This is a genomic window from Myceligenerans salitolerans, from assembly GCF_017349295.1.
Lineage (GTDB): Bacteria > Actinomycetota > Actinomycetes > Actinomycetales > Cellulomonadaceae > Myceligenerans > Myceligenerans salitolerans.
In genome coordinates, this window is the sequence record NZ_JAFMPK010000048.1 from 189,521 (window position 1) to 210,816 (window position 21,296).

Annotated in this window: 21 protein-coding genes and 1 tRNA gene; 6 read left to right on the top strand and 16 right to left on the bottom strand. The window is 71.1% G+C overall.

Annotation, left to right across the window (positions count from 1 at the left end):
* The first annotated feature begins 75 nt into the window (after nucleotides 1–75).
* The 4 genes from J0911_RS18860 to J0911_RS18875 all read left to right on the top strand — a co-directional run bounded on the left by J0911_RS18860 (nucleotide 76) and on the right by J0911_RS18875 (nucleotide 4,795).
* On the top strand, nucleotides 76–1,401 hold the full coding sequence (locus J0911_RS18860) for a glycosyltransferase family 87 protein (protein WP_307865177.1): 1,326 nt from the start codon (nucleotides 76–78) through the stop codon (nucleotides 1,399–1,401).
* 111 nt (nucleotides 1,402–1,512) lie between these two features.
* Nucleotides 1,513–2,604 (top strand): glycosyltransferase family 4 protein, encoded by a 1,092-nt coding sequence (locus J0911_RS18865; RefSeq protein WP_307865178.1) that lies wholly within the window; start codon nucleotides 1,513–1,515, stop codon nucleotides 2,602–2,604.
* A 2-nt stretch (nucleotides 2,605–2,606) separates the two neighbouring features.
* Nucleotides 2,607–3,842: a glycosyltransferase gene (locus J0911_RS18870; RefSeq protein WP_207277031.1), complete on the top strand. Its 1,236-nt coding sequence runs from the start codon at nucleotides 2,607–2,609 to the stop codon at nucleotides 3,840–3,842.
* A complete protein-coding gene (locus J0911_RS18875) occupies nucleotides 3,839–4,795 on the top strand; it encodes an SGNH/GDSL hydrolase family protein (RefSeq protein ID WP_207277032.1) in 957 nt (318 codons plus the stop codon). The genes J0911_RS18870 and J0911_RS18875 overlap by 4 nt, the downstream gene beginning before the upstream one ends.
* 18 nt (nucleotides 4,796–4,813) lie before the next feature.
* Here J0911_RS18875 and J0911_RS18880 read toward each other — a convergent pair whose 3' ends face one another.
* From J0911_RS18880 to J0911_RS18895, 4 genes are all read right to left on the bottom strand, one after another.
* Nucleotides 4,814–5,533 (bottom strand): DUF6008 family protein, encoded by a 720-nt coding sequence (locus J0911_RS18880; RefSeq protein WP_207277033.1) that lies wholly within the window; start codon nucleotides 5,531–5,533, stop codon nucleotides 4,814–4,816.
* A 155-nt stretch (nucleotides 5,534–5,688) separates the two neighbouring features.
* On the bottom strand, nucleotides 5,689–7,233 hold the full coding sequence (locus J0911_RS18885) for a carbohydrate-binding domain-containing protein (RefSeq protein ID WP_207277034.1): 1,545 nt from the start codon (nucleotides 7,231–7,233) through the stop codon (nucleotides 5,689–5,691).
* A 109-nt stretch (nucleotides 7,234–7,342) separates the two neighbouring features.
* Complete coding sequence (locus J0911_RS18890) at nucleotides 7,343–8,116, bottom strand: polyphosphate polymerase domain-containing protein (protein ID WP_307865179.1); 774 nt, start codon at nucleotides 8,114–8,116, stop codon at nucleotides 7,343–7,345.
* Nucleotides 8,113–8,733 carry a DUF4956 domain-containing protein gene (locus tag J0911_RS18895; RefSeq protein ID WP_207277035.1) on the bottom strand — a complete coding sequence of 207 codons (621 nt, stop codon included), beginning with the start codon at nucleotides 8,731–8,733 and terminating at the stop codon, nucleotides 8,113–8,115. The genes J0911_RS18890 and J0911_RS18895 overlap by 4 nt, the downstream gene beginning before the upstream one ends.
* A gap of 186 nt (nucleotides 8,734–8,919) precedes the next feature.
* Here J0911_RS18895 and J0911_RS18900 point away from each other — a divergent pair, with 186 nt between their 5' ends.
* Both J0911_RS18900 and J0911_RS18905 read left to right on the top strand, forming a co-directional pair.
* Nucleotides 8,920–10,665, top strand: a complete 1,746-nt coding sequence (locus J0911_RS18900) for a glycosyl hydrolase family 18 protein (protein WP_207277036.1) — start codon at nucleotides 8,920–8,922, stop codon at nucleotides 10,663–10,665.
* 226 nt (nucleotides 10,666–10,891) lie between these two features.
* Nucleotides 10,892–10,979, top strand: a tRNA-Ser gene (locus J0911_RS18905).
* A gap of 148 nt (nucleotides 10,980–11,127) precedes the next feature.
* On the opposite strand, the gene J0911_RS18910 is transcribed toward J0911_RS18905, so the two are convergent.
* From J0911_RS18910 to J0911_RS18965, 12 genes are all read right to left on the bottom strand, one after another.
* Nucleotides 11,128–12,456, bottom strand: a complete 1,329-nt coding sequence (locus J0911_RS18910) for a hypothetical protein (RefSeq protein WP_207277037.1) — start codon at nucleotides 12,454–12,456, stop codon at nucleotides 11,128–11,130.
* A 294-nt stretch (nucleotides 12,457–12,750) separates the two neighbouring features.
* Nucleotides 12,751–13,995: a site-specific integrase gene (locus J0911_RS18915; protein WP_207277038.1), complete on the bottom strand. Its 1,245-nt coding sequence runs from the start codon at nucleotides 13,993–13,995 to the stop codon at nucleotides 12,751–12,753.
* Between the two features lie 2 nt (nucleotides 13,996–13,997).
* The gene (locus tag J0911_RS18920) at nucleotides 13,998–14,204 is read right to left on the bottom strand and encodes a helix-turn-helix transcriptional regulator (RefSeq protein WP_207277039.1); all 207 of its coding nucleotides are present in this window, start codon (nucleotides 14,202–14,204) and stop codon (nucleotides 13,998–14,000) included.
* A 152-nt stretch (nucleotides 14,205–14,356) separates the two neighbouring features.
* Entirely contained in the window at nucleotides 14,357–15,640 is a 1,284-nt protein-coding gene (locus J0911_RS18925) for a hypothetical protein (protein WP_207277040.1), read from the bottom strand.
* Complete coding sequence (locus tag J0911_RS18930) at nucleotides 15,637–16,101, bottom strand: hypothetical protein (RefSeq protein WP_207277041.1); 465 nt, start codon at nucleotides 16,099–16,101, stop codon at nucleotides 15,637–15,639. The genes J0911_RS18925 and J0911_RS18930 overlap by 4 nt, the downstream gene beginning before the upstream one ends.
* 15 nt (nucleotides 16,102–16,116) lie before the next feature.
* Nucleotides 16,117–16,479, bottom strand: a complete 363-nt coding sequence (locus J0911_RS18935) for a hypothetical protein (RefSeq protein WP_207277042.1) — start codon at nucleotides 16,477–16,479, stop codon at nucleotides 16,117–16,119.
* Between the two features lie 170 nt (nucleotides 16,480–16,649).
* Nucleotides 16,650–17,051, bottom strand: a complete 402-nt coding sequence (locus J0911_RS18940; protein WP_207277043.1) for a hypothetical protein — start codon at nucleotides 17,049–17,051, stop codon at nucleotides 16,650–16,652.
* A 2-nt stretch (nucleotides 17,052–17,053) separates the two neighbouring features.
* Nucleotides 17,054–18,229 carry a hypothetical protein gene (locus J0911_RS18945; RefSeq protein WP_207277044.1) on the bottom strand — a complete coding sequence of 392 codons (1,176 nt, stop codon included), beginning with the start codon at nucleotides 18,227–18,229 and terminating at the stop codon, nucleotides 17,054–17,056.
* Nucleotides 18,230–18,231: 2 nt separating this feature from the next.
* Nucleotides 18,232–20,397 carry an FtsK/SpoIIIE domain-containing protein gene (locus J0911_RS18950; protein ID WP_207277045.1) on the bottom strand — a complete coding sequence of 722 codons (2,166 nt, stop codon included), beginning with the start codon at nucleotides 20,395–20,397 and terminating at the stop codon, nucleotides 18,232–18,234.
* Between the two features lie 82 nt (nucleotides 20,398–20,479).
* Nucleotides 20,480–20,632, bottom strand: a complete 153-nt coding sequence (locus J0911_RS18955) for a hypothetical protein (RefSeq protein ID WP_207277046.1) — start codon at nucleotides 20,630–20,632, stop codon at nucleotides 20,480–20,482.
* Nucleotides 20,633–20,652: 20 nt separating this feature from the next.
* Nucleotides 20,653–20,859, bottom strand: a complete 207-nt coding sequence (locus tag J0911_RS18960; RefSeq protein WP_207277047.1) for a hypothetical protein — start codon at nucleotides 20,857–20,859, stop codon at nucleotides 20,653–20,655.
* A 13-nt stretch (nucleotides 20,860–20,872) separates the two neighbouring features.
* Complete coding sequence (locus J0911_RS18965; RefSeq protein WP_207277048.1) at nucleotides 20,873–21,157, bottom strand: DUF6284 family protein; 285 nt, start codon at nucleotides 21,155–21,157, stop codon at nucleotides 20,873–20,875.
* Nucleotides 21,158–21,296 lie beyond the last annotated feature (139 nt).

Genomic DNA, 21,296 nt, shown 5'->3' on the forward strand with positions numbered 1-21,296 from the left:
CTGTCATGCGCTCGCACCCGACGCTCCCAATCCGGGCATAACACCCCGCGAGTGATCGGTGCAAGGATGTGAATCGTGCTGACCGACGCCCGACCCGTCCGCGCCCTGACCCGCGCCCTCCTCTCGCCCTGGGGCATCGCCGCCGCCTTCGTCGCCGCCCACGCCTGGCTGATCCACGAGGCGTGGCAGTGGGAACCACAGATCTTCGGTGACGTCGTCCTCTACGAGTGGTGGGCCCGCAACGGCGTCGACGCCGCCCGATGGCCGGTCTTCGACTACGCGTGGGTCTACCCGGTCGGCGCGCTCCTCGCGATCACGCCACCTGCCTGGGTCTCCCAGACCACGGCCGGCTACGAATGGGTGTGGCTCGGCCTCGTCGTCACGCTCAACGCCGTCGCCACCGTCCTCCTCGCACGCGCCCGCCCCCGAGGACCCCTCGCCGCGTGGTTCTGGCTGGTCTTCCTCATCGCACTCGGCCCGATCTTCCTCGGCCGCCTCGACGGCGTGATCGCCCCCGTCATCCTCGTCGCGCTGGTGATCGCGGCCAGACATCCCGCGACAGCCATGACCCTGGCCACCATCGGCGCCTGGATCAAGATCGCGCCGGGCGCGGTCGCCGTCGCCATCGCCGCGACATCAGGCAGCATCCACCGGTTCGCGCGCAACGTGGTCCTGCCCGGAGCCCTGGTCACCACCCTCGTCCTCGGCTGGGCGCTCGCGGGCGGCAGCGGCGGCAGGGTGCTCGACGTCTTCGGCGAGCAGAGCGACCGCAACCTCCAGGTGGAGTCGGTCGGCGCCACGCCGTTCCTCCTCATCGGAATGGACGGCCCGCGGTACGACCCCGCCTGGAACGACGAGATCTACACGTACGAGGTGCTGGGTTCCGCACCGCACGCCATGGCGGAGGCGCTGGACGTCGCGCTGCTCGTCGTCGTCACGCTCGTCGCGCTGCTCGCCGCCTTCGCGGTACGCCGGCGGCCCGAGCGCGCCCAGGACATCCTGCTGCTCACCGCGGCGGCCGGGCTGCTCGCCCTGATCGTGTGCAACAAGGTGGGGTCTCCCCAGTTCATCGCGTGGCTCGGGCCTCCGGTCGCCGCGGCCGTCGCGCTCTACGGCCGCGACGCCACCGAGGCGCGGCGCACCTGGCTGCCGCCGGCGCTGGGCCTGATCGTCACCGCCTCGCTCACGAAGATGATCTTCCCTGTCCGTTACGGGGAGTTTCTCGGGGGCTTCCCTGAAATGACCCTGGTCGGAGCGGTGCGCAACGCCCTTCTCGTGGCACTCTTGCTGGGAGCGGTTGTGCGACTGGTTCAGATCGCGGCCGCGGCAGACCGCCGGGATGCTCGGGGCGGGGCTTCCGCGGACGCCCCGGCGTTGCAGAAGGAGCAAGATGACACGTGACGTTTGCCGACACTCCGCCCCCAGGCTCCTGACACGTCACCGAACGATGGTCGAGTGTCTACCGTGCGTGTAGCTATCGTCACAGAGTCTTTTCTCCCGCAGGTGAACGGGGTGACCAACTCCGTGCTGCGGGTACTCGAGCACCTCGAACAGCGTGGCGACGAGGCCATGGTGCTCGCTCCCGACGCCGACAGCGGCGCCGTACCGCCCTTCGTCAGCGGTGCGCCCGTCGTCGAACTCGGCTCCATCGGCTTCCCCGGCTACCCGGACGTCCGCCTCGTGGTCGGCAAGAAGTGGCGCACCGAGCGCACGCTCGCGGCGTTCGAGCCCGACGTCGTGCACCTGGCCTCGCCGTTCATCCTGGGCTGGCGCGGCATGCTCGCGGCCGAGCGGATGGGCCTGCCGACCGTCGCCGTCTACCAGACCGAGGTGCCCGGCTACGCCTCCCGCTACGGGCTCGGCCACTTCGAGCCCCTCCTGTGGAAGCGCGTCAAGGACCTGCACGAGAAGGCGACGCTCAACCTCGTACCGTCGACCGCCACCATGCGGCAGCTCGCGGCCCACGGGATCCCGAACATGCGGCTGTGGGGACGCGGTGTGGACACGACGTCGTTCCACCCGCGGTTCCGCGACGAGACGTGGCGCCGCGCGGTGGGCGACGGCAAGGAGGTGCTCGTCGGGTACGTCGGGCGGCTGGCCGCGGAGAAGCAGGTCGAGGCGCTGAGCGTGCTGAAGGACCTGCCGAACGTGCGGCTCGTCGTCGTCGGTGACGGGCCGGAGCGAGAGGCTTTGCACCACCTGCTGCCGACGGCGCACTTCACGGGCCTGCTCCGCGGTGAGGAACTGGCGCGTGCCATGGCGAGCCTGGACGTCTTCGTGCACCCGGGCGAGCTGGAGACCTTCGGCCAGACCCTCCAGGAGGCCCATGCGAGCGGTGTCCCCGTGGTGGCGCCCGCGGCCGGCGGGCCGTTGGACATCGTGCGGCACTCCCATGACGGATGGCTGTACGCTCCAGGTGACCACAGGGCACTGCGGCGGCACGTGGCCGACCTCGTGGGCGACGAGCGCAAGCGGCTCGCGTTCGGGGCAGCGGCCCGCGAGCGCGCCGAGGGCCGCACCTGGCACGACATCTGCGAAGAGCTCGTGCACCACTACGAAGACGCGATCCGGGTCCACGAAAGGGCAGGGTCGGCGGAGGTTTGACCGTGCGCATCGTTCACATCGCGAACTTCTACGGTCCGCGCTCCGGCGGGATCCGGACCGCGATGCACGCGATGGCCGGGCAGTACCTGAAGCACGGGCACGAACCGGTGCTCGTGGTCCCCGGTGAGCACGACTCGGTGTCGCACGTGGACGGCGTCCGGCTCATCACGGTCGCCGCGCCTCGTGCGCCGTTCTCCGGCGGTTATCGCGTGGTGGTGCGTCCTCGCAAGGTCCGGCGGCTCCTGGAGGCGCTCGAACCGGACCGCCTGGAGGTGTCGGACCGCACCACGTTGACCGGGATCGGGGACTGGGCGAGCGCCGAGGGCGTGCCGTCGCTCGCGATGCTGCACGAGCGGGTCGACGGTGTGCTGCGCTCGTGGGTTCCCGGCCACGGACCGGACGGGCGCATCGCCGCGCTGGGTGCCGCGACCGCCCCGCGGTTCGCCGACCGCTACAACCTCGCGACGCTGCCCAAGTTCGACCGGCTGGTCGCGACCACCGAGTTCGCCGCCGGCGAGGTGGAACGCCTGCGCCGCAGGTCGCGGAGCGCCGCGCTGCCACCGCTGGTCCGTGTCCCCCTCGGCGTCGACCTGGAGATGTTCCGGCCCGACCGGTACGACGACGACTTCCGCGAGCAGTACGCCCCGCCGGGCACCACGCTGATCGTCACGGCCAGCCGCATCTCGCAGGAGAAGCGCGTCGATCTCGCCGTCGACGCCGCCGCCCAGGTGATGCGCGACGGTCGCCCGGTGCGGCTCGTCGTCGCCGGGGCGGGCCCGCTGCTGCCGAAGGTCCGTGACCGGGCCGCCGCGGCCGGGCTGCCGCACAAGTTCCTCTCGTTCGTGCCGGACCGGGTGCGTCTCGCGACCCTGCTGAGCTGCGCCGACGTCGTCGTCGCTCCGGGGCCCATCGAGACGTTCGGGCTGGCCGCGCTCGAGGCCCTGGCCTCGGGCACCCCCGTGGTGTGCTCCGCGACGAGCGCGTTGCCGGAGATCGTCGGACCGGCCGGTGCGGCGGCGGCTCCCGAGCCGGCGACACTCGCGCTCGCACTCCACGACGTCCTGGACCGTGACCCGGTCGCACGGCGTGCGGCCGCGCGGGGGCGCGCCGAGCTGTTCCCGTGGACCGCGACCGGTGAGGCGATGCTCGCGCTGCACGACAAGCCTTCCTCCCCGGCCGCGGCCTCCCTGACCGACACCCCGGCGGGCGGTGTGGTGATGGCCGGTTCGCGGCCATGACGGGAGGGCCCGCGGTCGCGGTCGCACTGGGTGACTCGATCACCGTCGGCGTGGGTGACACCGTGGGTCCCGAGGCCCCGCACGGCGCGGGGTGGGCCGCACATCTGGCCACGGTCCTGCGGGCCGGGACGTTCCGGAACCTGGCGAGCAACGGATCGCGTGCCCGGGACGTCGCCGGCCGCCAGCTCACCGAGGCGCTCCGGCTCGGGCCTGCGCTCGCCACCGTCCTGGTCGGGGGGAACGACGTACTGCGGAGCGACTTCTCCGCACGGGAGATCGAGGACGCCCTCGCCCGGACGGTCGACGCGCTGGCGGCTTCCGGCAGCGACGTCGTCCTCGTGCGGCTCCCCGTCATCGGGCTCTTCGAGCTGGCTCCGTCCGCCGTGCGGCGCGTGATGCGCCAGCGGGTCGCCGTGGTCAACACGGCGGTCGACGCGGCCGCGACCGCCGCGCGGGAGGCACCCGGGCGCGTCGTGGTGGTCGACGGTGCCCGGGCGGTCGCGTCGGCGGGCGCCCTGGCCTGGCACATCGACCGCGTGCACCCGTCACCGGCGGGGCACCGGCGGCTCGCACTGGGGGCGGCGAGCGCCTGGCTCGGCGGATCGCCCGGCAGTCAGGAGCACGCCGGGACGGCGGGATCGCCACCGGCCGGGGCGACAGCGTCCCCGGGCGCGTGGCCGGGGCCGGGGCCGGGGCCGTCCGAGGCTACGCTCGCCGCCCTTCTCCCTGCGGCGCCCGACCCGCCGTCCCGATGGCAGCGTGCCGGGTGGCTGGTGGCCAAGGGGATCCCGTGGACCTGGCGTCGGGGCGGAGACTTCCTGCCGGGCCTGGTCCGCGCGGTCGTGTCCGACCTCCGGTCGGAGCGGATGGCGCCCTCCGGACCGGCTTTGGCCGGGATCGCGGAGCCGGAGCCGCGCGCCCCTGGGCGGACGGGGCGCAGCGACCCGGCATGAGGGACGTGTGGGCCCGGATCAGACGGCGGGGGCCAGGGCTGCGGTCGGCGTTCCTGACGTCGACGGCTGGTAGGTGGCGGCGATCCGGGGACGCTCCCGCCACAGGTGGTAGAGGGCCAGGCCGAAGATCGCGGAGCCCAGGACGTTCGCCAGGAAGTGCCACCAGATCCGATGGGTGGACAGTGCGACCCCCGGGTCGATCAGCCCGAACCAGGTGGACAGGCCGATGGCGGTCGGGGCGCCGAGCCACACCGACAGCATGAGGGCCAGGTGCTCGACGCCGTGGATGCCCTGCATCCACACTCCCATCCGTGCGCACCTGCGCGCGGTCGAGCGGTAGGTCACCCGCCGGGTGAGCTGCACGACGCCGACGATGCCGGCCAGGAACAGCATGTTGCCGACGAAGTGCAGGATCTCCATGCCCAGCGACGGCTTGGTCGGGTCGACCACGCCGAACCCGTTGGCCAGCCCGGTGCCCCAGGGTGTCATCCAGGCGGGTTCGTAGGGCCGCATGATCCAGTAGCCCGCCTGAGCGACGTGCTCGAGCATGTGGCCGATCTGGCCGACCACCCCGAGCACGACGATCCCTGTCGCGCCGCGGAGCATCCAGGTCCGAACGGGTCGCCCGTGCGCGTAGGCGAGGAGGGCGATCGCCGCCCACATGAAGAGTGTCCAGGCGAGCATGCCGACTGCTCCCAGGACCTCGAGCGTCGACGCCGGGTCGTGATCGTGTGCCATCCGTGTCCCCTCTCGCAGTGTCAGGGTTGCGCCTGTCACGCTAGGCCCCCGGCAGGGACGAGGATTACGGCATCGTGCTGACTTCGTGCCCGGAAGCGACAACGGTCCGCCCGGCTCCGGGGCGCGAGGTCGTGTCCGCGCGGGCGGGCGAGGCGTCAGCCGCGGCGACCGCGTCCCACTCCTCCTGTGCCCTCGGTGACCGCCTCACCCGCGGTCACCGTGGCGACCTCGGAACCGGCGGCGAGGACCGTGTAGGTCCGACCGTCGACGAGGTCGGGCGCACTCAGCACGATCGACTGCGCGTCCTTCGTGAGCGTGAGGGCGGCGAGCACGCTGCCACCGTCCCCCACCACGCGGACCTCGGTCCCGGCAGCGAGGGTGTCGAACGTGGCCACCACCCATGCCTGCGCCGAGCCGCCGTCGGGCGCCTGCGTCATGCCCGAGGGACCCACGGCCACGAGGTTGCCTCCGTCCACCGTGAACGTCCCCTGGCTGTCGAGTGCGCCGTTGCCGTTCGAGGTCGGGCCGAGGACGGTCACGTCGCCGCCGGTGACCGTGGTGGTGCCGTTGGAGTCCAGGCCGTCACCTCCCGCGTCGACCGTCAGTGCGCCGCCGGTGACGGCCAGCGAGAAGTCGCCCACGGACTCGCCGCCCATGCCGCCGGACGTCGTGCCCGTCGCCCCGGCCGCGTTGAGTCCGTCGTCCGACGCCGTCACGTCCGTCGTACCTCCCGCGACGAGGACGTGCGCGCCTTCGAGGCCCTCGGCGGACCGCGTGACGGTGAGGGTTCCGTCCGCGACCACGAGGTCGGACTCGGCGTGCACGCCGTCGTCCCCGGAGCTGACCGTGACCTCGCCGCCGAGGAACGCGGCATATCCGACGGTGTCGCCGTCGTCGTCGGTACCGTCCTCGTTGTCGGCCTTGAGGCCGTCGCCGGAGGCGGTGACGTCGAGGGTTCCACCGGTCACGACGAGGTAGTCCTTGCCCCGGACGGCGTCGTCGGCCGCCTCGACCGTGATGGTGCCGCCCGCGATGACGAGGCCGTCCTTGGAGGTGATCCCGTCGTTCGCGTTGCCGGTGACGCCGAGTGAGCCGTCGCCCGAGATGACCATGCTGTCCTTGGAGAACAGTGCGGCGTTCGGTTCGTCCTCGTCGCCCTCGTACTCGTACTCCGCGGCGTCCCGCAGGAAGTTCTCGCTGCCGTCCGCCAGGACCACCGAGACGTCGTCGGCCTCCATGACCGCGATGGCCGAGGTGGTGGCGCTGGTGATGTCGGCGCCGTCGAGCACCAGCCGGACGAGGCCGTCGGCCTCGGACGACACCACCACCTGACCGTCCGTCAGGGTGCCGGTGAGGCGGTAGGTGCCGGGTGCGGTGATCGTCACCGTGGAGCCGTCGACCTCGACGCCGGCACCCGACGCCTCGGCCGTGTCGCCGTCGAGGGTGACACGGACCTCGTCGGCCTCGTCCCAGGTCTCATCGGCGAGAGCGGCGGTCTCCGCGTGGTCCTTGTTGTCGGCCAGCGCGTCGTCCGTGGTGAGTGCCACGTCCGTGGAGGACGTCGCGCTCGACGTGGAGGTGCTCGACTCCGTGCCGATCGTCTCGGCCGCGGAACTGAGACTGCAGCCGGTGAGGGTCGCGACCGCGAGGTAGGCGGCCAGGGCAGCGGCGAGGAGGGTCTTGGGTCGCTTGATGCGCATCGGTGTGGGTCCTTGCTGTGAGGTGTGCGGATGTCGGTGAGTGGGCGGCCGGAGCGGCCGGCACGGTCGGATCGGCCGCCGTCGCGAGCGGGAAGGCCCGGAGTTCCGGCTAGGGAGCGGACTCCGGTGCGAGGCGGTGACGGATCGTTCGGCGCCAGGGGGCGTCGGGAAGACCGGGTCGCAGGAGCGTGAGCCCGGTCGCGTACTTGGAGATGCGGTCCGGCCGGTGCCCGGCCCGCCAGAGGAGCCGGTCGGCCGACGACGGCCCCGGCCCGCCGGTCTTCGTCTCCACGACGACGCGACGGTCGAGGCGTACGACGGCGGCGACCGGGTCCGGGCCGGGGAGGGTCCAGGCAAGGTCCGTGTCGAGGGTGAGCCGGCCGTCCGGGAGGAGCAGCGTGGTCCGCCGGTACGAGGACCGGAGCGTCGGGGCGAGCGCCCGTGCGGGCGCCGCGTCGAGGCCGGCCGCGGCGAGCCGTTCGGCCACGAACGAGCCGGCGGTGCCCAGGCGTGCGGGTCCGGCGTCGTGGGGCTGCCGTTCCTTCACGGTCAGGCCGCGTCCGCTGCGGGTCTTCACCTCGACGAAGCAGGCGCCGGAGTCGACGTAGGTGCGCGTGCGCACCTTGTACCGACGACGGCGGCGGTGTGCCGCCAGCCGGAAGGCGTCGAGGCCTGGCGTGTCGAAGTAGGTGGACTCGTAGGCGAAGGTGCGGGCGCCGTGGATCTCCAGAACCCGGGTCGCGGGGTCGAGCGCGGCCAGCAGGCCGTGGCACGCGGCGGCGTCCAGCACGTACTTGCGGTCCTGCCGGGTCTGCAGCGCCGCGGCGGCGTCCAGTTCGTCGAGGCCGACGGGGGTGAACCGGGTGAGGGGGCAGGCGATCACCGGGCCGCTCCCTGAAGGAGGGCGGTGCGCGACGACGGCATACCGGGTCCCGACGACGGCGCGGGGCGCGGACCCGCGGAGAAGCGGACGTCGACGAGCGTGGTGTCGTTCACGAGATCGAGCTTCCGCACGGACACCGCGTGCACCGTCCCGCCGAGCAGCGTCTCGAGCCGGGCCACGAGCGCGAGGTGGTCCGTCAGCGCTCCGTCGAGCATCACCGACCGCGTCTCGTGGCTCACGCGGGCAAGGAAGCGGGGGTGGTCGGCGACGGCCATGACGCCGACGACCAGCACGCTTCCCGCGAGCCCGAGCCAGCCCGTGGTGGAACCGAGCCCGCCCAGCAGACCGAGCGCGAGGGCCGCGAAGTAGTAGGCCACCTCGTGCTGCTCGAGCTCCAGGGAGCGCAGGCGGATGATCGACAGGACGCCGAAGAGCCCGAGTCCCAGGCCGGCCGCGACGGTGCTCGACGCCAGTGCCGAGCTCACCGCCAGCACCCCGACGTTCACCAGGAGGTATGCGACCACGAGGTCGCGGCGGCGGTGGCGCGGGAAGTAGAGGGCGAGGACGAGGACGACGACGGCGACGAGGTCGACCGCGTAGAGCATGAGGGACGACATGGCTGGCTCCTGGATGAACGGAAGATGTCTTGCTTCTGTCCGTCGAGGTAACCCTCCGGCGCCCCGTGGTTGCTGCTACCCGGCTGTGTCGTCGCTGTGGATGACGCGGCCAATTCGCTAGGACCCTTGCGTAATCGTCCTGTGCGTGACTACCGTCACACCCGACCACCCCCCGTGAGGAGTCCCATGTTCCCCTTGCCCCGCACCAGACCACGCAGGCACGGCCTCGCCGTCGGCCTCGCCACACTCGTGACCATCGGCCTCGCCGCGGCCGGAGCGCCGGCCACGGCGTCCGCGGCCCCCTCTCCCGTACGCCACGGCGACGACGGGATCAACGGCTACCGGTCGATCGGCTACTTCCCCGGCTGGGCCCCGACCGGTGAGGCCGACTACCAGGTCGCCGACCTGGTGAGGACCGGGGCGATCGCCGATCTGACGCACCTGAACTACGCGTTCGGGAACGTCACCACCGACCTGGTGTGCGACATCACCGACGCCGAGGTGCCGGACGACGGCGTCGACCCCGGTGAGCCGGAGGGCGATCCCGAGTCCGACTACCTGCATCTCGTGGACGCGGACGACGCCGTGGACGGCGTCGCGGACCGGCCCGGACAGGCTCTCGCCGGCAACTTCAACCAGCTCCGCAAGCTCAAGGCCGTCGCGCCGGACCTGAAGGTGCTGATCTCGATCGGCGGCTGGACCTGGTCCGACAACTTCTCCGACGCCGTGGCCACGCCCGAGGGAAGGGAACGGCTCGTCGAGTCCTGCGTCGACCTGTACCTGCGCGGCAACCTGCCGGTCCGGGGCGACCAGGGCGGCGAGGGCGTCGCCGCCGGGATCTTCGACGGCATCGACATCGACTGGGAGTGGCCGGCCGCCGACGGCGAGCACCCGTCCCCGCGCCCGGACGAGGACAAGGAGAACTTCCTCGCCTTCATGGAACTACTGCGTGCTTCCATGGACCGCCTCGGCGCCGAGACGGGGGAGGACTACCTGCTGACCGGCTTCGCACCCGCGGGCTGGGCGCCACGAACGAACGGCGGGTGGACCGACCCCCGGCTCGCGTCCGTCGTCGACTTCCTCAACGTGCAGGGTTACGACTACCACGGGACATGGGTCGCCGACCGCACCGGGCACCAGGGCAACCTGCACAAGTACCGCTGGCCCGACTCGGGCGACGACTGGGCCAACTGGGGTCTCGCTGCCGACGACCTGCTGGCCGCCTACCGCGCCGCCGGGTACGACGGATCGCAGGTCAACCTCGGACTCGCCGCCTACGGCCAGGGCTGGTCCGGGGTCGACGACCCGACCCCGGGCGCACCCGCCGGGGCCGCCGTCGGCGTGCGGAACTACAACCTGCTGCGGGACGTCGGCGAGGAGTACTACGACGCCACCGCGATGGCGGGCTACCGCTGGGACGGCGACGAGTGGTGGAGCCTCGACACGCCTCGCTCGGTGACCGACAAGGCCGAGTTCGTCGCGACCGAGGGTTACGGCGGGGCGTTCTTCTGGGACATCACCGGCGACTTCGAGAACGAGCTGGGCGGGGCCCTGGCGGGCACGCTGCGCGCCGCGACCCCCGGACCTCTCGTCCCCGACGGCGGTGCCGCACCCTGGTACGCGACCGGCGTCTACACGGCGGGCGACATCGTGTCGCACGACGGCGTCGAGTACCGCGCCACCTGGTGGACGCGCGACGACACCCCGGGAACCGGCGGACGGAAGGACCCCTGGCTCGCCGTCGGGCAGCACGGTGACCACCCCGTCGAGGCGGAGGAGTGCGCTCCCGCATGGTCGCCCGACGAGACGTACCGCCGCGGCGACGTCGTCTCGCGAGCCGGCGTGAACCACGTCGCGATGTGGTGGACCCGTGGCGACCAACCGGGCACGGATCCCACGAGCGCCTGGGACGCCGAGGTGCCGTGCGCCTGAGCTGACGACCGGCACCGCACGGAACGACGGGCTCGACCGCCAGGGGTGCGGTCGAGCCCGTCGCGGTACCGGGGCCCAGGATCGGGAACCAGGATCTGCTCGTTCGAGGCGTCGTCGTGGTGGGACGCGAGGACGTCGTCGTACACCGACTGGCCACCGGGGCCGACGATTGGGCGATCCCGGGTACGAACCGGTATGCTGCTACGGCCCGCTCAGGCGGGCGCCAGGTAGCGTGTCCGAGCGGCCTAAGGAGCACGCCTCGAAAGCGTGTGTGGGTTAACAGTCCACCGTGGGTTCAAATCCCACCGCTACCGCACCCGCAGTACAATCCGAGCCCCTGACCAGCGGAAACGCCGGTCAGGGGCTCGATCTTTGGTGCGATCCCCGGATAATCCCCGGGTTTAGGGAACCCCAGCCGATCTCAGCCACCTCTGCGGACCGGACACTGGGTGGATCGCTCTCCTACTCGGCTTCGTCGTCGAGGCCGACCGTTGTCGCATCGATTGTCCCGTCCCATCTACCCCTGCTCTCGCGCATCGCCGCCCGCAACTTGGGCTTCGCTTGCGGGTCTAGCAGCGCGGTGATCTGTGCTTGGAGAAGTGCGCGACTGTCGATGACCGCGCCACCCTGCTCTGCCAGGAGGCTAATCGTCGGAGCGTCAGCATCGAGGGGTTCAGGCCGGTCTGGAGGTGGCGTCGAGATGGTGTGGTTGACGATGTAGTACAGGGCGTCTGGTGCCCTCTTCTGTTCGAGGACGAAGGCGTGGACCGGACGGGTACTCAGCTGTCTGACAGCCCCAGCCTTGGCCCCCTTGGTCAGGCCCTTGCACTCTGCCAAGGCGACCCAACCCGGTTCGCTTGGATCGGAAATCCGGAGATCTTCGTACTTGGGCTGACCATCGGGTATGACGGCGTTACGGCGCTCGACCGCGAATCCGAGCTCCTCAAGGGCGTCACCGACAGCATCCTCGAATTCCTCGTGCTGCTTCGTGAGCAATCGCCAAATCCCAGTCTCAGCAGCGGCCATTTCGTCCGCAACTTTGGCGTCGAGCGCTTCGGCTCGCTGATCAAGTTCTGCGAGTAGCCGCAGCCGCTCCGCTTGTAGCGCACTCCGCTCAGCGAGGACGTCCTGCAATCCTGGGGGTCCCCAGCGAGGGTCTTCCTGCCAGTCTGCGTGTACGGGAAACGCTTCGGGGGTCACCTTACGTGCTATATCGAGGAACCAGCGCAGCCATGGAGCGACCTCAGTTGGTATGGCAGGAAGGGCAAGGACCATGCCGCCTTCCGGCTGGTCGTTGCGCTTAAACCGGCCCACGAACGCGAGGACTTCATCGTGGGCATGCGAGGTTAGAAGCGGCGTATACGCCACATCGCCCTCACGCAAAGGGGACAGGCGACGTGTATCCCACTTCCAACGTGGACGCGGCCGTTCCTCCACCACGGGTACAAGTGTGCGGATAATTAGGTCACGGATGGCCTGACTGACCTCGTCGGGAACGTTCAGCTGTGCTGCTGTGACATCGGTATGGCGTAGGACGACTGACGTAATGGCGTTGCCGTGAAGGCCAGATAAAAGATCGGACCCCAGCGCGAGAACGTGCAAATGTCTGGAACACTGGACATCCTGTGTCGTAACGAAAAGGTCGTACTCGCGTTGGTCAATTTCCGTCTGGCCGCCAGCTGTGACCTCAACGTAAGAACCCACCAGCGGGATCAGTTCTTCGATGACTTGTGGGTCAAGCCCCTGAAAGATCGCGCGTGGACGGGCCTCAGCACCGTGGATGATCCCCATAGGCAAATCCTTCCAGCCCTGGAGCCCGGTTGGGCCCCGCCCTCGGGTGAAATTGTCCTTGCGGACGCCACCTGCGTGCGACTCCCGGCAGATCCGACCGCCGCAGCAAGTTCGTAGCATAATGCCTGGCTCTTTGGGTACTACTATCGACGGCCGGGCGACGCGCCTGCGACGGTCGAGGCCATGCGGCCACCCGCCGGTCGGAGTGATTCTTCCGAATCAGGCACGATCGCGCCCGGCCTGGAGGCAGGTCCAGGCCGGGCGCTGAGGGATAACTTCGCTTCCGTCGGCCAGCTACGAGTCGACCTTCGTGGATGGCTTAGGCGTGCCGCCGATCAGCATGTCGAGCACGGTCCGGACGTCGGGTGCGATGTTCTTCCGTCGCACGTAGTGCCGTAGCGTCGTCGCCTCCGACGAGTGCCCGAGCTGGGCAGCCGCCGTCTTCGTGTCGAGCTCATCGTGAATGTGGTCCGCGACCGTTCGGCGGAAGTCGTGCGGCCTCACCGTGACACCCGTGCCGTCGAGAGCTTCCTTCAGTTGCTCCCGCACGCGGCCCGGTGAGCGCACCGTCCCTGATGTCGAAGGAAAGAGCAGTCCGTCAGGTCCCCCGTCGAGCGCGAGATCGAGGGCGGTCCGCATCGCTATGACGACGAACCCGGGGAGGGTCACCGTGTGGCGCGACGAATCAGTCTTGGGCTTGGGCTGTCGGATCAGGCGACGCCGGATCTTTCCAGTCGCGTCGGGCGCTTCGGCGCGTACGACCGTCCCGTTGACCGTGAGCGTCGGGGCGTCGCCGTCGAGCTGTAGGTCATCCTCGCGGAGCGCCAGCACCTCCCCGATCCTGAGTCCCGTGCCCAGCATCGTGTCCACGATTTCGGGCAGCAGGGTGATGTTCCGGACGCCACGCTTCGCCGGGCGGTTCTCCCAGGAGCGCACTGCCGCGCGCAGTGTGGCGACCTCTTCGAGCGAGAGCGTGCGGACCTCCTTGCGGCGACGAGGCTTGCGCACCGGGGCGGCGTCGCGGACCGGGTTGGCGGTGATCGCTCCGTACCTTACGCACATGCCCATGATCTGAGTCAGGACGTTGTTCACCTGGCGTGCGGTGTCGTACTTCGCGGCCGCGTGGAGCGTAGCGAGCAGTCGGTTCACGGCTACGGGCGTCACCTCCCGTACCCGGAGCTGTCCGAGGCCTGGCCTGATGTGGTTCTTGATCGTGCTCCCGTAGGTGATGAGCGACTGAGACGTGATTCCGTCCTCTCCTTCCTGCTTGCGCTCACGCACCCACTCGTCGATGACGCGATCCATCCTCGTGGTGCTCGTGATGGCGACCACGCCATCGGCGTTCTCAGCGCCCGACATCTTGTGCAACTTGTCTTCCAGGCGACGCTTCGCGATGGCCTTCGTCTTGCCCCACGATTCGGGCTCGCGGGTCGCGCCGGTGAAGTCGCGGTAGGTCGTTCGCGCGCGCCAGGAGTTGGGACGGACCTCCTTCGTGTAGATGTCGCTCCAGCGTCCGGGCTCAAGTGGCAGCTTCGGCATCTTCAGGCAACCTTTCGCTCGTCGTTCGCGCTGTCGAGCCATGCCTCGACGTCGGCCGGGCGGTAGCGCAGCCGCGCACCGACTCGGGTGATCCGGGGACCGCCGCCACGACTGGACCAGGCGTAGACGCAGTGGAGCGAGACGCCGAGGTAGTCAGCGAGGTCGTCAGGGGTCATGAGCTTCGGACCGATAGCGGTTGCGGTCGTCATGGTGGTTCTCCTTGCCTGGAGCTTCGTCGTTCGAGGGTTAGCCCTGGCATGTGCCAGGGCTAACCCGCCATGGCTTGTTTCGGTGTCTGACCTGGGGTTTTAGGCCTGGTGTTCTAGCCCTGGTAGCCCTGGCACATGCCGGGGCTACGGGGCTATCCGCGGCGGTGGAGCATGACGCGGGTCTGTCCCCGGTACTCGTCGTCGGTGCGGATCACGAGGCCGCGTCGGATCAGCTCGTCGGTCGCGGCTTCGAAGTAGTCGCGCAGGTTCTTGCCCAGACCGGACCGGATGCCGCTGGCCGGGGCGGGCTCGCTGGTGAGGCGGGCGAGGATCTTGCTCGCGGTGCGCTGGACGGCCGCGTGGTCCTGGTGTTCGTCGAACGCCGCGCGGGCCTCGGCCCGCTCCCGTACGGCCTGCTGAGCGTCGGCGTGCAGCGCCTCGCGCATGCGCTGGCGGGTGCGGTCGGAGACGCCCATCACGTAGTCGCCCAGGTGCCAGTCTGTTTCAGTGACGTCGGTGCGCCCGGCCAGGAGCGCGAGCAGGGCCGCGACCTTGAGCCGCACGAGGGATTGCTGCCCGTTGTCGTCGGTCAGCTCTTCGCGGAGCCGCGCGCGGCGTTCGGCCTGGAGTTCGGCCTTGATCGATCCGGCCACGTGCAGCGGCGCGCGGCCCGCGTGGGTGGCCAGCACGGGCGAGCACCAGGACAGCGGTTCCGGCGCGGGCGGGAGCACGTCTGGCGCGCCGGGGTCGGTGGCGGGCATCCACAGGAACCGCTGGGGCGTTCCGCCGGCGGCGTCGTCGAGCAGCGGCCCGGCCTTGCGAGGCTGGACTCCGGCGACCAGGGCGGCACGGTAGGAGTGGGCGGGGACGATCTTGCGGCGGGTCGCGTCGGCGTTCTGGAAGCCGAGACCTTCCCCGGTGAACATCTTGCGCACCTCGGACGCGAGGGTGGAGGCCTTGCGGCCGACCAGGGCCGTGAGGGTGTCTACCTCCGGGACGTCGAACCACACGGAGTGGAGCGCGGGCACGTCCTCGCCGCTCTCGTCCTGGTCGGTGAACACGTGCGCCATGCCCTCACCAGAGCCGAGGGGCCGCTCGACGATGAGGCGTCCGCCCCCGGGCGGGATGCTGAGGAATCCCTCGGCGGCGCGGGTGGCGACGCCCTTGCCGACGCCGGAGGGAGCGACCAGGCCTACGAACAGGTTCAAGCTCGCGACGGCGCTGGAGTCGTTGCCCAGGGGCGGCAGGACCACCACGGGCGGCACCGACAGCGCGACGCGGGCCAGCACGCAGCCCAGGACGGCCCACGGTGAGGCCATCGCGGCGCGGGCGTACTGGCGCACGGCCGCGAGCTCGGGACGGGCCTCCCAGAACACCGATTCCACGTCCATGGTGTCGGTGTCGGTGTCGGGTGGGGTGGTGGGGATCGTGGTCATGACTGGTCCTCGCCCTCGTCCTCGGCCTGCTGCTGGCGGCGGTTCTGGAGTTCGCGTGCGACGCGGGCGGCCTCGGCGGCGGTGCCCTCGTCGTCCCAGCCGCCGCCGTAGCCCTCGCCGTACATGCGGCCCGGCGCGTTGTTGGGCACGATGCGCACGACGGGCGCGAGGATCGTGGCGCGGATCTTGTCGGCCTGGTGGGCGTGGATGTCGCCGACGATGCCGCACAGCGCGCACACGTCCACGTGCCCGGCCTCGGGGTGCGGGACGGGTGCGGCCTCGCGGTGGGTCTCTAGCACGGCGGCCAGTTCCAGCACGTCCAGGGCCGCGTCCAGCGCCCGGCGGGCGATGGTGCGCCAGTAGGCGCGGGTGCGGGTCGTACGCCGCTCCCACGGGATGGAGCCATCGGGGCGGGTGTAGGCGGCGCGGGCGGCGCGCTCCAGCGGGCTCAAGGTGGTCATGGTGGGTGTCTCCGTTCAGGCAGCCGCGCGGACGCGGGCAGGGACGGGGCGGCGGGCGGCGGTGGGTGGTCCCCACGAGGCGAGGCAGTCGGCGTAGCTGGGCAGCGGCTTGGCCTCGCCGAAGCTGCCGCGTGCGATGTTCGGGCGGGAGGCGTCGGACATGGCCAGGTAGGTGCGGTACTTGGCGGCGGCGGCCTGGTCGGCGGCGTGCCAGCCCTCGGCGTGCCCGGCGGTGTGGCCTGCCTGCCAGCCCTCGAAGTTCCCGGCGCGGCGTCCGTCGTGGTAGCCGACGTTGTGCCCGGTGTCGTAGCCGTGGAGCCACGCGGCGATGATGCGGCGGTCGTAGGCGCGCCCGGCGGGCGGTGTGGTGGCGGGCATCGCGGTTCCTTCCTGTTTTTGGCATGACGGGGGTAGGGGCACGGCGGGTAGTGGTAGCGCCCGCCGTGCCCTGGCGGGGGTGGGGTTACGGGTCCGGGCGGGGGTAGCTGGTGGTGCCGCTACCCGGCTACTTCCGCGGAATCACGCGGTTCCCGGGGGTAGTGGCGCGGCTACCGGTAGCGGGGGTCGGCACTACCGCGGCGAGGGTCGGCGGGGTCCTCGTCGGGGGCGTCGTCGTGGTCGTGGTCGTCGTCGGGCCACCATGCGGCGAGCCGGTCGTCGGCCTCGGGGTCGGGCGGGTCGCCGAGGAACGCGGCTAGGAGCGTGAGGCCGATGACGGCGAGCAGGGAGAACAGGGCCACGGCGGCGGCGAGGTCGGCGAGCCAGCCGGTACCGGTGAAGATCGCGATCCCGGTGCCCGCGACTCCGGCCGCGATGCCCCAGCCCGCGCGGCTGGCGGCCTGGCGGATGCGGCCCAGGATCAGGCGGGCGAGGCGCACGTCCTCGCGCAGCTCGGCCAGCTCGGTAGCCGCGAGCTGGTCCAGCTCGTGCGGGGTGGGGGTGGTGGTCATGGTCAGTTCACCTCCGCGAGCACCCGCGCCGCGGTGGGTGCCGTGGTGTCGGTCGTGTGGGTGGTCGTGGTGGTGTCGGCGTCCGGGGTGGTGTTCGCCGCGGCGTCCGAGGCGCTGGCGGCGGCTCGGGCCTCGGACAGTAGGCGGCGGGCGGTGCGGTCGGTGACGTCGTGTCCGGCCTCGGACAGCACGGACATCGCAGCCGATGCGGTGGCGTCGGGTCGGTCGGTCAGCAGGGCGGACACGATCGCGAGGCGTGCGGCCTTGTCCGCCCCGGCAGGGCGGGGCGTGCGGCGGGTGCGGGCGGTGGCGCGTGAGGCGCCGCGCGCCTGACCTGCCGCGGCGGTGCGGCGGTTCTGTCCGGCCCGGACACGGGCGGTGTCGGTGGTGATGTCGGCGACCTCGGCGGCGACGTGTCCGGCGGCCTCGATCGCGTAGGCGTCCGGGTTGCTGTCCGGGGCGGACAGGCTGGCGGGGGTGGTGGTCTGTCCGGGGGTGAGTATGGCGGACAGTCGGGCGCGGTCCTCGGTGTGCAGGCGTGCGACGTCGGCGGTGCCCTCGCCCACGGCGCCCAGTGCCTCAACCCAGGTGGTGACCTGTCCGCGCATGGCCTCCGGCGGCACGGTTCGCAGCGCGACCGCACGGGCGCGGCGGCGTCGAGCCTCGGCGGCGGCGAGGCGGCGCCCACCCAAGTGCTGGGCGCGGAACAGGTCTTCGGTGGCGAGGAACAGGGCGTGCATGCGGCGGGCCTGGCGGGCGCCGGTCCAGGACTGCCCGGTGGCGAGGTGGCGGTCGCCGATGAGGGCGAGGTGCCACATCAGGGCGGCCAGGAGCGGCACGAGGAACCGGAACACGGCCGCGCCCAGCGGGTGGCCGATGAAGATCTCGTGCCAGGCTGCGAACGCGCCCGACGCGGACGACAGCGCCCAGGTGAGCGTCAGGAGCGTCCCGCCGGGGCGGTTGTCCTTGGCGGCCTCCCGCGCCAGCAGGGCGACGGTGACGAGGGACAGCTCGAACACTCCGGCGGTGGCGTAGGCGGTCGCGGCGTCCATGGCCAGGACGTCGATGCCGAACGCGACCATGGCGAGGTAGGCGCCCACGGTGGAGATGAGCGCGACCGAGACGGCCGCGGCGAGCACGAGGCGCCGGGAGCTGGCAGGGCGGGTGAGCATGGTCATGGTCAGTCCTCCTTGTCGTTCGTCGTGGCGGTGTCGGTGGTGCCGAGTTCGCGGGTGATGTGGGCGCGGGTCAGGCCGTTCTGCACGGCGCCGCGGTGCTTGACGCCCTTGGCGGTGATGCCGTGCGGCTTGACCGCGGCGGTGACCTGGGGGCCGGTCCAGCCCTCGTAGAGGGCGGGCTTGTGCTCGGCCAGGCGCTCCGCGAGGGTCGAGGACCAGATCTTGCCGTTGGGCCACTCGGGGTCCTCGGCCGGCCACACGGCGAGGATGTGGTCGAGGATCGTGGAGTGGTCGGTGTCGGCCGCGATCTCCCCCGCGGCCTCACCGGTCAGCAGGCCGCGTGCTTCGCGGATGGCGCGGGCGCGCTCGACGATCTTGTCCGCCAGCTCGCCATCGATGTAGGCGCCGCGGACCAACTGCGGGTCGGACTTCTCCCCGGCCAGTAGGGCGACGCCCTTGTCTTCCTGGGAGAAGATCGTGGCCCGGTGCCCGGCCTTGTACATGCTGGTGCCGAGCACCATGTCGTTGGTCGTCTGGTCGCCCACGCGCAGGCACACACGCAGGGACAGCAGAGCGGAGATGCCGGTGGGGATGGCGTCCTTGTTCGGCCGCTGAGTCGCGAGCCAAACCATGATCCCGAGGGCGCGGCCGCGGCGGGTGATGTCCTCAACCAGCTCGGTCACCTCCGCCCCGACCTCGGGGGCCTTGAAGCCGAGCTGGGACTCGTCGATCACCAACAGCAGCGGCTTGAACCCATGCGGGTTCCCGGCCTTGGCGAGCTGGTCGGTGACCTTGGACTCCAGCGCCACACTCCGCGGCAGGGACCGAATCACGGCCGCGCGGCGGCGCATCTCGGCCTGCACGGCGCGCAGGTCCGCGAGCAGGGCCTTGAGGTCCTCGGGGTCGTCGCCGGAGCGGCACACGTGCGCGATCGGGGCGAACGGCAGCAGGTCACCGGTGCCCTTCAACTCGTGAATGTGCAGCTCGGTACGCGGGTCAAGCGCCGCGGCCATGATCAGCACCCGGAGCAGGAACGTCTTGCCCATGCCCGGCAGCCCGCCGATGATCCCGTTGTTGTACATCAGGCACGTCGTCACCGGCCGCCCGCGCTGGTCCTGGCCGATCTCCAGGTCCTCGAACACGTTCGTCTCGCCCTTGAGCCGGTGCTTGAACGACACCGCGCCCCGCTCGGACAGCGCCCGGTCGGCGATGTACAGGTTCAACCGGGACGGGTGGGCCTTGGGGTTGCCCTCGGGCCACACGCAGTCGATCGGGCGACGCAGGGCCGCGGCCAGGCGTTCCTTGCGCTCGATCACGTCCGCGGCGGTGGCGCCGGGCGGCAGATCGATGTGGATCTCGACACCGCCGGTGGCCGGGAAGATGCGCAGCACCTTGATCTCGGCGTTGCCGCGCTTGGCCTCCCCCAGCGACCCCAGACCGAGCGTGAGCAACGCTTCCTGCACGACGTCGACCGTGAGCTTGGGAACCTCGCTCTTGGCGGTCGTCACGAGCGGCGAGGCCACACGGCGAGTGCCCACGATCCCGAACGCCGTCACCGCGGCGACACCAGCCGACACCGCCGCGACGGTCAGCCCGTCCGGTCCGGCGTTCGCGTACGTGGTCACCCCGACCACGCCCACCAGGGCACCCGCCGCGGCGAGGCCACCCAGACGGGCGCGTACGCCGTCAGCGTGTTCCTTGCGCAGTGTCTTGTACTCGGCCGTGCCACGGGCACCCGCGATCAGGGCGTTCCGCTTGGCCTTGTTCTCCGAGTCCAGCACCCACCGGGCCACCGCGCGGGTGCAGACTCCGAGACCGACAGCGGCCCGGCCCAGGAAGCGGGGCAGGTACAGGAACGGTGCCCGCACACCGTGGTGCGCGGACCAGGTCGCCAGGAACTTCGCGTGCCGGCGGAACGCGGGAACGAACACATCCCACGAGGTCAGCCACTCCGGCAGCACCGGAACCTCACGGTCCCCACGGTGCTCGATCACCCGAGCAGGCCGCGCCGCCACCTCGGCAGGCGACGCCGGGGCGTCGATCACCTCGGCCGCGGCCTCGGGTGCAGGGTTGTCCTGCTCCGGCTGGACCATGCCCTGGTCCAGCCCGTCACCCACGGGCGGGTTGTTGCCGTAGACCAGCTCCACCAGCTCGGCATCACTGGGCATACGGTCCTCGTTCTCACAGGTCATCGGGCAGCCCTCCCTACAGAATCGGTCTTCCACGCCTGGGCGAAGATCGGCGACGCCATCACAGAACCGCCGCGATCTCGTCGAGGCGCACGTGGCGGTAGCCGCCGCCGTCGAGCCGAACGTTGTAGCGCACCGTGCGCGGCGTGTTAACGCCGTCGCGGGCGACGATCTCGCCGAACACGCCGTCGCTCAGGCGCACGCGGTCGAGCACCCGCGGGTACCGGGCACCCATCAGGCACCCGCCGCGCTGGAGATGGCCTGCACGATCGAGTCCAGGGCCGACTGGAAGCCGCCCAGGATCGTCGGACCCCACGCGGTCGCGGCCAGCGCCAGGCCGAACAGGACACCCAGCAGCCAGGAGCCACCGGCGATGCGCTTGAAGTAGAAGCCAGCGACCGAAGCGACCAGCAGGACGAAGAACACAGACATCGTGACCATGGGTTTCTTCCTCTCAGGCAGCCGCCGACGCAGGCGCGACGGCGAGGGAACGGGGACGGATCGAACGCGGGCCGCCGGAGTGGCGGACCTTGACGACCGCGACGCGGGCGGCCGGGGACTTGCGCGACACCGCGGCCAGCGCGGCCACGGCCTGACGGTGACGACGCACCGCGACCTCACTCGGACGCGCGGCCAGGACGCACTCGGCGTCCACGACGGCGCGCTCGGCCTCGATCACCGGCCACTCGGCCTCGATCGCGGCCAGAGCCGACAACGACGGCTCGACTTCCTTGTCCATGACTTCTCCTCCATCTCGGCGAGCTGTGAGCCGGATCTATGACCCGGCCCACAGACCTGATGAATGGAAACCTAACAGTAGACCTGGCGAGCCTGTCAACTGATCGGCCACTGTGGACGCGACTTGGCAGACGCGCGCT